The sequence below is a fragment of the Phaeovulum sp. genome, from assembly GCF_041596715.1.
Lineage (GTDB): Bacteria > Pseudomonadota > Alphaproteobacteria > Rhodobacterales > Rhodobacteraceae > UBA6213.
The window spans coordinates 1-8,472 of the sequence record NZ_JBFHIA010000138.1; the positions used below are offsets into that span (position 1 = coordinate 1).

The window sequence follows — 8,472 nt, forward strand, 5'->3', positions numbered from 1 at the left end:
ACCGTCGCAGCCCTTGCACTGAGCTTTGCCGCTTCGGCCGCGAGCGCCGCCAACATCGTCGAAGTCGCTGCGGGCGACGAGCGTTTTTCGACCCTCGTTGCGGCTGTGACGGCTGCTGATCTTGTCGATACGCTTTCCGGCCCCGGCCCCTTCACCGTGTTCGCGCCGGTGAACGACGCCTTTGCGGCACTGCCCGAGGGGACGCTCGACACCCTGTTGAAGCCTGAAAACAAAGGCCAGCTGACCGACATCCTGCTTTACCACGTTGTGCCGGGTAAAATCGAAGCCGGCATGATCATGGCTGGGCAGAACAGCGTTCAGCCTGCGCTTGAAAGCGCGAAGCTTTGTGTCATCGCAGCCGATGGCGGGGTTACGGTTGATGATGGCACCGGAACGGTCGCCAATGTCGTGATTGCCGATATCATGGCCGACAATGGCGTGATCCACGTGGTCGATAAGGTTCTGCTGCCGGGCACCGCGCCTGCCTGCATGTAAGGCGGCCTGCGCCTTGCCCCCAAGGGCAGGGTGCCTATCTCCCGGGCCGCGCAGAGGTTTGCGCGGTTTCCAAGGAAGCGGTCTCAGCGATGCTGGGGCCGCTTTTCATTCAGAGGGGCGGGGGGCGCTAAATGCCCGGTTCCTTTCAATCCGCCCCGCGCAAAGCGGCACCGATACGGGCGCGCACTTCGGGCGGTTCGGACTGTAGCGCGCGGGCAAGGGCACGCAAATCCTGCCGCGCCGTATGCAATTGATCTATCAGCGACATCACAACGGCCAGCGCGGACTCGTCCAGATCAAGGTCGTCGAGCAGATCGCAGAGAAGCTCCATCCGGGCAAGGTCGATCTGGCGGAACACCGGGCCGGTTTCGGCCCGGATCGGGATCACCACCTCTGCCTCGATAAAGCCGATCAGCCGCGCGCGGGTCAGGCCCGGAATGGCGGCGATGACATCATCTTCGGTCAAACGGTCGGTCATGATGCGGCCTCGTTCAGCAAGCGCGCGCGCGGGTCGTGGGCGTTGGTCTTGCGCCAATTGGTTAGAAAATCGCGCAGGGCGTCGTCGATTGCCGGGGGGGCCACGATTTGCAGTTCGACCAATTGATCCCCCGCAGTCTTCGCCCCCGCCCGCTTGATGCCGCGGCCCCGCAGGCGCAAAACGCGCCCAGAACTGGCCCCTTTGGGCACTGTCAGGCTGACCGGGCCGGCAATCGTGGGGGCTGTGACCTTGGCACCCAAGATCGCCTCGTCGATCGTGATCGGCAGGGTCAGCAGGATGTTGTCGCCCTCGCGGCTGAACACCGGATGCGGGCGGATCGATAGGTTGATCAGCGCATCCCCCGGCGGGCCGCCCCCAAAGCCCGGCCCGCCCTTGCCGCGCAGGCGCAGGGTCTGGCCTTCCCGCGCGCCCTGCGGGATGCGCACGGCGATGCTGCCGCCCTCAGGCAGGGTTAGATGCATTTCTCCGCCCCGCGCGGCATCCAGAAACGGCACTTCGAGTGCGTAGCGAAAATCAGGGCCGGGCGCTGCAAAACCGCGCCCGCCAAAGCCCTCGCCACCTTGCCGAGAACGCTGGCGCAGGATTTCGGCAAAGATATCCGCAGGATCGCCCCGTGCCTCGAAACCGCGCGCCTGCTGGTAGGGGTTGTCGGGGGCATCCGCAAAATCGCGGTAATAGCGGCGCTGCGGACGTTCTGCGCCTGTGGCGTCGATTTCACCGGCGTCGAAGCGGGCGCGAGTTTCGGGGTCTTTCAGCAGATCATAGGCTGCCGAAATGGCCTTGAAGCGCGCGATTGCGTCTGCGTCATCGGGGTGCAGGTCTGGGTGGCTGGTGCGGGCCAGCCGTCGATAGGCCTTTTTGATCTCTTCTGCCGTGGCAGATTTTGTCAGGCCAAGCGCCGCATAGGGATCGGTGGTCATCCGTCAGCTTTCCGGCTTCGCTGGCATAGCAGCATACATCTTTGTGCCATCCTGTCGGATAACGGTCATTGATCCATGTCAGTGGGTGCCGATACGCTAGCAGGTAGAGTGTTCGTAGTACGATCACGCACCGTTTGCCGTCTGCCCAAGGCATCCGAGGTTGGTAAAGGGGCAAGACTATGTCAACGCCAAAGCAGGACCCTGTTGTTGCTGACAAGCCAGCGGCCAGTGGTGCCGAGGCGGGCGCGCCGCGGCTGCCGGTGGTTGTTGACCCGCCCGCGGCCGCACCGCCCGTTCCGCCGCCGCCGCGCGCCCGCTTTTGGTGGCGCGTGGCGGGTATCGCGTTTGCCGTTCTGGCCGTGGTCGCGTTCTATTTGCAGCCATGGGCATCGGGGCCGCCCGCGGTTGCTGTTGAAATCGTGGAACCTGCGCCGGTCACTCGTGTTCTGGCGGTCAACGGCCGCATCGCGGCGCTTTATTCGGTTGATGTGCGCGCGCAGGTCAGTGGCCCGCTAACCGCCGTGCTGGCAGACGAAGGCGATCTTGTGCAGGCAGATGCGGAGCTGGCCCGGGTCGATGCCGCCGCGCAACAGGCGGTTGTGCGTCAGGCGGCGGCGGGGCTGGATGCCGCGCTGGTGGCGCAGGAACAGGCCGAGGCGGCGCTAGCACGCGCCGATGCGCTGGGTGCCAATGTCGCGCGCACCGAGTTGGACCGTGCCGCAGCCGCCGCGCAGACAGCGGCGCAAGAGGTGACGCGGATGGGCGCACTGCTTGATCAGGCGCAGATCAGACTTGCCAATTTTACCATCCGCGCGCCGATGTCGGGAACGGTTCTGGCGGTAAATGCCTCCGTTGGGCAGAATATCGACGCTTCGAGCGTTTTGTTCACGATAGCCGACCTTGGCCAACTGATCGTCGAGACGGATGTGGACGAGGCTTATGCCACGCAGATCAGCGCCGGTCTGCCTGCTGTGCTGCAACTGGCGGGCGAGGCGCGCAAGCGCGAGGGGCGCGTCAGTTTCGTATCGCAGCAGGTCGAGGCCGCGACTGGCGGGCTGACGGTGAAACTTGCCTTCGACGAGCCCGTTACCGCACCCGTCGGGCTGACCGTAACCGCCAATATCGTTGTCGAGCAACTCGCCGCCGCGATCACCGCACCGCGTGCGGCGATCCAGTTTGGCGCAGAAGGTGCTGCGGTCTTTGTCGTGGTGGATGGCACTGCGATGCGGCGCGCGGTGGAGGTGACCGAATGGCCCGCCGAGCGGTTGGTGGTGACAGAGGGGCTGGCGCAGGGCGATATACTGATCGCCGACACCAGTGACATCATCGAGGGGCAAGCCGTCCGCGTGGTGCTGCCCTGATGTTTTACGCACTCAAAATCGCCGCCCGTTACCTGACCGCGAACAAGGCGCAGAGCGCGCTTCTTGTGCTGGGCGTGGCGGTGGGGGTGTTCATCTTCATCTTCATGTCGGCGCTGATTGGCGGGCTGGCCGAGTTCATACTCGAGCGCACGGTGGGCGACATCAGCCACATCACGATCAAGGCCGAAAACACCGACCCTGCGATTCTGATCGCGCCCGAGGGGCATGTGCTTGCGGTGATCGAGCGGGGAAGCGCGCGCACCGCAACGCTTGGCGACGCGGCCACCTATATTCCGCTGATCGAAACGGTGCCGGGCGTGATAGCTGTCTCGCCGCAGATCGCGGGTGCGGGGTTTCTGACCCGTGGGGCCTTGGTGGCGCAGGTCAGCGTTACGGGCGTCGAGGCGGGGCGCGAATCCGCGATCCTTGATCTTGATGGCTATATGGTCGAAGGCGCGGGCAGGGTCGGGTCTGGGGTGATCGTGCTGGGGCAAAGTCTGGCAGAAGATTTGCAGCTTTCCCTTGGGCAGACCTTGCGGCTGCAATCATCGGCCGGTGTGTCGCAAATGCTGACGCTGAGCGGCATTTACAAAACCGGCAACGGAATGATGGATGCCAGCAGCGTGTTTGTCAGCCTGCCTACCGCGCGCGCGCTGTTTGCCCTGCCGCAGGGTCTGACGCGGGTCGAGATCAAGTTGCGCGATCTCAACACCGCCGACGCCATCGCCGCGCGGATCCGCGCACAGACCGGGCTGGATGCCGTGCCTTGGACCGACGGGGCCGAACAACTGATGGAGGCGCTGAACGCGCAGGCGCAGACGGGATATTTTCTCAAAGGATTTGCGCTGATTACCATCGTCATCGGTGTGGCTTCGGCGCTTTTGCTTTCTACCTACCGGCGGCGCCCGGAAATCGGCATCATGCGGGCGATGGGGGCAGGGCGGGGCTTTGTGGTCTTTGTCTTTGTCACGCAAGGCGCGCTGATCGGGTTGATGGGCGGGCTGGCGGGGGCGGGGCTTGGCTATCTGGCGCTGCTGCCCTTTCCCACGCGAGATGCGTTCCGGCCCGGCACTTTGCCGATGGATATCACCCAAGGCTCCTACGGGTTGGCCATAGCGCTAACCGTGCTTGGCGCAATTTTGGCCTCGATCCTGCCTGCGCGGTCGGCCGCGCGGGTCGATCCGGTTACGGCGATCGGGCAATGAGCGCGCTGGTGCAGGTCGAACGGCTGGTCAAGACCTTCGGCGCGGGCGAGGCGGAAACCCGAGTGCTGCGCGGGATGTCGCTTTTGCTAGAGGCTGGTGAGATGGCGGCGCTGCTTGGGCCGTCCGGAGCGGGTAAAAGCACCCTTCTGACAATTCTCGGCACGCTGATGAAACCGACGTCGGGCAGCTACAGGATGCTGGGGCAAGATCTGGTTGCGGCCGACGATAGGGAACTGACGGCGTTTCGCAATCTGCACATCGGCTTCGTGTTCCAGTTTCACAATCTTCTGCCCGATTTCAGCGCGCTGGAAAACGTGGTCTTTCCCACTGCGGTGCGCGAGGGGCGCGAAACCGCCTCGGCACGCGCGCGAGGGCGCGAATTGCTGGTGCGCATGGGGCTGGCCGACCGGATCGATTTCCCTACGGCAAAGCTCTCGGGGGGGCAAAAGCAGCGCGTGGCGGTGGCGCGGGCGCTGATGAACCGGCCAGAGTTGATACTGGCGGACGAACCCACCGGCAATCTTGACCGCGCCTCGGCCATGCAGGTGATGGCCTTGATCGCCGAGATCAACCGCGACGAGGGCACGACCTTTCTGATCTCGACGCATGACGACAAGATCGCGGGGCTTTGCCGACGGCGGATACAGATGCAAGACGGGGTGGTAAACGGATGAGGCGATGTTCTTGCGCTTAGGGCAAGAACATCGCCTCTATCTGACAAGCCGCGTAACCGCGCACCCGTCTTTGCAGGTGCCGCACCGATGACTGTATCAGCGGCGCGGCACCCCTTTATAGAATACCGATCGAAAGCACAGGAAAGACGATCAGCAAGATCAACACGATCAGCATGACACCGGCGAAGGGCAGGGCCCCCATGAACACGTCCTTCAGCAAGACGTCCGGTCGGTCCAGCGTGCTTTTGATAACAAAACACGAAATCCCGAGCGGTGGTGTCAGCAGCCCGATTTCCGCACCCACAACGGTAACGATGCCGAACCAGACAAGATCGACCCCCATCGGTTCGACGATCGGCAGGAACAGCGGCACGACGATCAGAATGATCGACGCGGTATCGAGGATAGTGCCGAGAAACAGCATCATCAAAACGTAGATCACCATCACCGCAGCAAAGCCAAGCTCGTAAGAGCTAAGCACTTCAGCGATTGAGTTCGGCAAATCGGCGATGCCCAACATGCGCTGGTAAAGCGCCGCAGCGGTGATGAGGAACAGGATTGATGCGGTAATGTGCCCGGTTTCGAGCAGCGCGTTCCAGAAGCCCTTGGCGGTAATAGTGCGGCGCGCCACTGCGATGAACAGTGCCAGCGTCGCCCCGGCCGCGCCGGACTCGATCGGCGTCAGCTTGCCCGTATAGATCCCGCCCAGCACAACCCCGACCAGTGCCACGATGCCGGCACAGCCCAGCACATGGCTAAGTTCCACCGGGACGCCCGCGTGCTCGACCTGCTGGCCCCGTGCATTGCCGCCAACGAAGTTCGGTGTGAAGCGGCACATGAACATGATGGCGAAAATATAGGCGAAAGTCAGCAATATGCCGGGCACGATCCCGGCCAAGAACATGTCGCCCACCGATTGCTCGACGACGAGCGCGTAGATGATCAGCATGGCCGATGGCGGAATGATCATGCCCAGAACCGAAGACCCCCCGACGACGCCCACCGCAAAGCGCGCCGTGTATCCAAGGCTCAGCATTTCTGGCACAGCCACTTTGGTAAAGACCGATGCCGAGGCAATTGAAGAGCCGGTCACGGCCGCAAACAGCGCGTTGGCACCGACTGTCGCCATGCCAATCCCGCCGCGCACACGGCGGAACAGGCTGTTCATGACCACATAGACGTCTTTTCCTAAGCCCGCCTTGGAAACGATCAGTCCCATGAAGGTAAATAGCGGTATCGTGGCGAAGGTATATTCGCGCACGCCCTCGGCTACGGCAGACTTCAAAAGGTTCAATGCAAGCTGCGGGTTGTCGCGGATCAACCAGACCGCAGCCAGCGAAACCATCCCCAGCGCCACGGGAATATAGACCCCGAGGTAGATGAGCACGACAATTGCTGCGACCGATATGAGGCCGATTTCGATGGGGCTCATGCGCCGGAATCCTCAAGTTTCAATTGCGCCGGATGACGGCTGCCAGAGATTGCCTTGCCGATGAAAAGTAGCGCCGACAGCGCCGCACCAATCGTGATCGCAAGGTATTGAGGCCAAGCCGGCAAGGTGAACACGCCGCGGACGCCGAAATAGCGGCCGTTTTCCAGCGTGGAGGTGAACTCTGGATAGATCGTCCAGACGATCAGCAGCATGAATGCCGCTGAGATCAGATCGATGATCCGCGCAAGCGGGTTTCCGATCCGTGGGTAGCGATCCGCCAAGATCGCCAGAAAGCCATCTGACCGGGTAAGCCGGTTCATTCGAACTACGTCAGGAAGCTGAAGGAAAACGATCAACACCATCAAAAGCTGCACGGCCTCGAACACGCCCCTGAAGGGCGCATGAAGCACATTGCGCGCGAACACATCGGCGTTGATCACCACCACCAGTGCCAAAACGACCAGTGTGCCGATAACATTGAGTAGCTTTGCAACGCCTTCCATAGATCTCAGAAACGATTGAAATGGCATGCTTATTCTTCCGTCCCGACCCGAATTGGACATGACTGCCTCGCTCGCCTTCAGGGAAACTGGCCGCAGGGTATGCCCCTGCGGCCCTCATGGAGTGACTGGTCCTCAGATCAGGACGGAGCGCCATCCCAGTTGCGTGCGGGCACTTGCCCTGCTGCGCGCAGCTTGGCCATGTAGGCTTGAAGCATGGCGGTGCCGGGACGCCCGACCGCATCGAGGCCCGCGGCCCATTCGGTGGCGATGTCGGGCATGCTGTTGGCCCATGCGCTGCGTGCTTCGGGCGACAGGTCAGTCACCGTGCCACCGGCCGCGACATAGGCGGCAACACTGGCAGCCGCTTCTTCCATTGCAACGTCAGCGACACGGTCGCGATACTGGATCGCCACTTCACGCAGCACGGTGCGCACTTCTTCGGGCAGTTTGGCCCAGGTGTCGGCGTTCACGGTGACGGTCTTGGTGTTCACCGCGCCGAGGTCTGCCCGCAACATGAAGGGCGCAACTTCCGCGATCTTGTAGGTGTTCGCGGCTTCCGGCCACAGCAAGGCTGCGTCAACCACGCCGGTTTGCAGCATGTTGTAGAAGTCGGTCAGCCCGCCCTGAACCCCAGCGGCGTTCGGGATGCCTTCAAGATAGCGCAGGTTGATGCCCGCGCCAGCGACCTTCAGCCCCTCGAGATCAGAGACGTCCGTGAGCTGGTTCTTCGAGAACACCTGATAGGTATCCAACACCACCGCAGTGGCCAGGTAGACCTGGTTTTCTGCCGCGTATTCTTCCAGCGTCGCCGGGAACTCGGTGGCGATTTCATCCACGGCGCGCGCAACGACGCGTGCATCCGCCGACACGAAGGGGGTCACGCCCGAAATCGCTTGGCTCGGCAGCGCCGAGTTGTGGAAAATCGTCGTGACGATACCGATATCGCCGAGGCCAAGCTTGATGCCTTCAAGCACGCCCCGCGGCTTGACGATCTGGCCGCCATAAGCCTCTTGCCAAGCAATCGAGTAGGTTCCTGTCGCGGCAAGACGCTCGTTGACGCGCGGGATAAAGAACTCCGAGAACTCCTTTACCCACATGGAGTTGGCCGGATAGCCGTCGATCGCGACCATCGGGATCACTGTCTGCGCTTGCGCAGGCATCCCCAATGCGCCAACTACGCCAGCCAGCGCACCGGCCACAAAAAACTGTCGTCTGCATAGAGTCTTCAACATTTCAGTCCTCCCAAACTGGTTGAAACGAAGGTGGTCCCTTTCGCCTTCTTCTTTTACCGCGACGCCAAGTCCCTCCTCAGGCCTTGCGCCACGTCTCGGTAATCGTCGTTCCCGCCGCACGGAACAACCGTGACATCGGGCAGTAGAGTGC

9 protein-coding genes are annotated in these 8,472 nt (G+C 62.5%); 4 read left to right on the top strand and 5 right to left on the bottom strand.

The genetic code is table 11. The features are described from left to right. Positions 1 to 495, top strand: a 495-nt coding sequence (locus ABY403_RS10315; protein WP_372840715.1) for a fasciclin domain-containing protein, incomplete at its 5' end; no start/stop codon positions are given. Between the two features lie 145 nt (positions 496 to 640). Here the strand turns inward: ABY403_RS10315 and ABY403_RS10320 are convergent. After that, positions 641 to 973 carry a chaperone modulator CbpM gene (locus ABY403_RS10320; RefSeq protein WP_372840717.1) on the bottom strand — a complete coding sequence of 111 codons (333 nt, stop codon included), beginning with the start codon at positions 971 to 973 and terminating at the stop codon, positions 641 to 643. After that, entirely contained in the window at positions 970 to 1,914 is a 945-nt protein-coding gene (locus ABY403_RS10325) for a DnaJ C-terminal domain-containing protein (RefSeq protein ID WP_372840718.1), read from the bottom strand. Before ABY403_RS10325 ends, ABY403_RS10320 begins: the two co-directional genes overlap by 4 nt. A gap of 179 nt (positions 1,915 to 2,093) precedes the next feature. Between ABY403_RS10325 and ABY403_RS10330 the strand changes: the two genes are divergently transcribed. The 3 genes from ABY403_RS10330 to ABY403_RS10340 are packed head-to-tail and all read left to right on the top strand — an operon-like array spanning position 2,094 to position 5,154. After that, on the top strand, positions 2,094 to 3,275 hold the full coding sequence (locus ABY403_RS10330) for an efflux RND transporter periplasmic adaptor subunit (protein WP_372840719.1): 1,182 nt from the start codon (positions 2,094 to 2,096) through the stop codon (positions 3,273 to 3,275). Continuing rightward, on the top strand, positions 3,275 to 4,480 hold the full coding sequence (locus ABY403_RS10335) for an ABC transporter permease (RefSeq protein ID WP_372840720.1): 1,206 nt from the start codon (positions 3,275 to 3,277) through the stop codon (positions 4,478 to 4,480). The genes ABY403_RS10330 and ABY403_RS10335 overlap by 1 nt, the downstream gene beginning before the upstream one ends. Then, complete coding sequence (locus tag ABY403_RS10340; RefSeq protein ID WP_372840721.1) at positions 4,477 to 5,154, top strand: ABC transporter ATP-binding protein; 678 nt, start codon at positions 4,477 to 4,479, stop codon at positions 5,152 to 5,154. Before ABY403_RS10335 ends, ABY403_RS10340 begins: the two co-directional genes overlap by 4 nt. 115 nt (positions 5,155 to 5,269) lie before the next feature. Here the strand turns inward: ABY403_RS10340 and ABY403_RS10345 are convergent, their stop codons facing one another. From ABY403_RS10345 to ABY403_RS10355, 3 genes are all read right to left on the bottom strand, one after another. Next, positions 5,270 to 6,586 (bottom strand): TRAP transporter large permease, encoded by a 1,317-nt coding sequence (locus ABY403_RS10345; RefSeq protein ID WP_372840722.1) that lies wholly within the window; start codon positions 6,584 to 6,586, stop codon positions 5,270 to 5,272. Beyond that, positions 6,583 to 7,116 carry a TRAP transporter small permease gene (locus ABY403_RS10350; protein WP_372840723.1) on the bottom strand — a complete coding sequence of 178 codons (534 nt, stop codon included), beginning with the start codon at positions 7,114 to 7,116 and terminating at the stop codon, positions 6,583 to 6,585. The genes ABY403_RS10345 and ABY403_RS10350 overlap by 4 nt, the downstream gene beginning before the upstream one ends. Before the next feature lie 110 nt (positions 7,117 to 7,226). Beyond that, positions 7,227 to 8,321, bottom strand: coding sequence for a C4-dicarboxylate TRAP transporter substrate-binding protein (locus ABY403_RS10355; protein WP_372840724.1), 1,095 nt, complete (start codon positions 8,319 to 8,321; stop codon positions 7,227 to 7,229). Between the last annotated feature and the right edge of the window lie 151 nt (positions 8,322 to 8,472).

Bases quoted from the DNA above. Each gene is read 5' to 3' on its own strand.
- ABY403_RS10345 (WP_372840722.1), bottom strand. From the start codon at position 6,586: ATGAGCCCCATCGAAATCGGCCTCATATCGGTCGCAGCAATTGTCGTG.
- ABY403_RS10320 (WP_372840717.1), bottom strand. From the start codon at position 973: ATGACCGACCGTTTGACCGAAGATGATGTCATCGCCGCCATTCCGGGC.
- ABY403_RS10355 (WP_372840724.1), bottom strand. From the start codon at position 8,321: ATGTTGAAGACTCTATGCAGACGACAGTTTTTTGTGGCCGGTGCGCTG.
- ABY403_RS10335 (WP_372840720.1), top strand. From the start codon at position 3,275: ATGTTTTACGCACTCAAAATCGCCGCCCGTTACCTGACCGCGAACAAG.
- ABY403_RS10350 (WP_372840723.1), bottom strand. From the start codon at position 7,116: ATGCCATTTCAATCGTTTCTGAGATCTATGGAAGGCGTTGCAAAGCTA.
- ABY403_RS10340 (WP_372840721.1), top strand. From the start codon at position 4,477: ATGAGCGCGCTGGTGCAGGTCGAACGGCTGGTCAAGACCTTCGGCGCG.
- ABY403_RS10325 (WP_372840718.1), bottom strand. From the start codon at position 1,914: ATGACCACCGATCCCTATGCGGCGCTTGGCCTGACAAAATCTGCCACG.
- ABY403_RS10330 (WP_372840719.1), top strand. From the start codon at position 2,094: ATGTCAACGCCAAAGCAGGACCCTGTTGTTGCTGACAAGCCAGCGGCC.